Source organism: Xanthobacter autotrophicus, assembly GCF_029991245.1.
GTDB lineage: Bacteria > Pseudomonadota > Alphaproteobacteria > Rhizobiales > Xanthobacteraceae > Xanthobacter > Xanthobacter autotrophicus_C.
In genome coordinates this window covers 1-401 of record NZ_JAIVFO010000441.1, presented here as the reverse complement: position 1 = coordinate 401, position 401 = coordinate 1, and the positions used below count along the sequence as shown (strand labels likewise).

General features: G+C 70.3%; 1 protein-coding gene. It reads left to right on the top strand.

The genetic code is table 11. The features are described 5' to 3' along the window. On the top strand, positions 1-288 hold a 288-nt coding region (locus K9U41_RS23595), incomplete at its 5' end, for a sigma factor-like helix-turn-helix DNA-binding protein (RefSeq protein ID WP_282643245.1). Positions 289-401 lie beyond the last annotated feature (113 nt).

Here is a 401-nt window from a genome sequence, read left to right as displayed (position 1 = left end):
GGCCCGATCGCCTACCTCGCGGACGGCGCGCACGAGCCGACGGCGATGATCGAATCGCGCCAGCGCGACGTGCTGGCCACCGACGGCATCGCCAGCGCGCTCGCCACGCTGGACGACCGCAGCCGCCGCATCGTGGAAGAGCGCTGGCTGAAGGTGAACGACGACGGCTCGGGCGGCATGACGCTGCATGAGCTGGCCGCGGTGTACGGCGTGAGCGCCGAGCGCATCCGCCAGATCGAAGTGGCCGCGATGAAGAAGATGAAGAAGGCGCTGGCCGAGTACGCCTGAGCCGCCGCCGGCCTGCGGGAGTTCCCGCAGGTGCGGGCCATAATCCGGGCGCGCCACCTCCGCAGGTGGCGCGCCCTTTTTTTCGTTCCCACACGCTGTGCCCCCTGCCATGA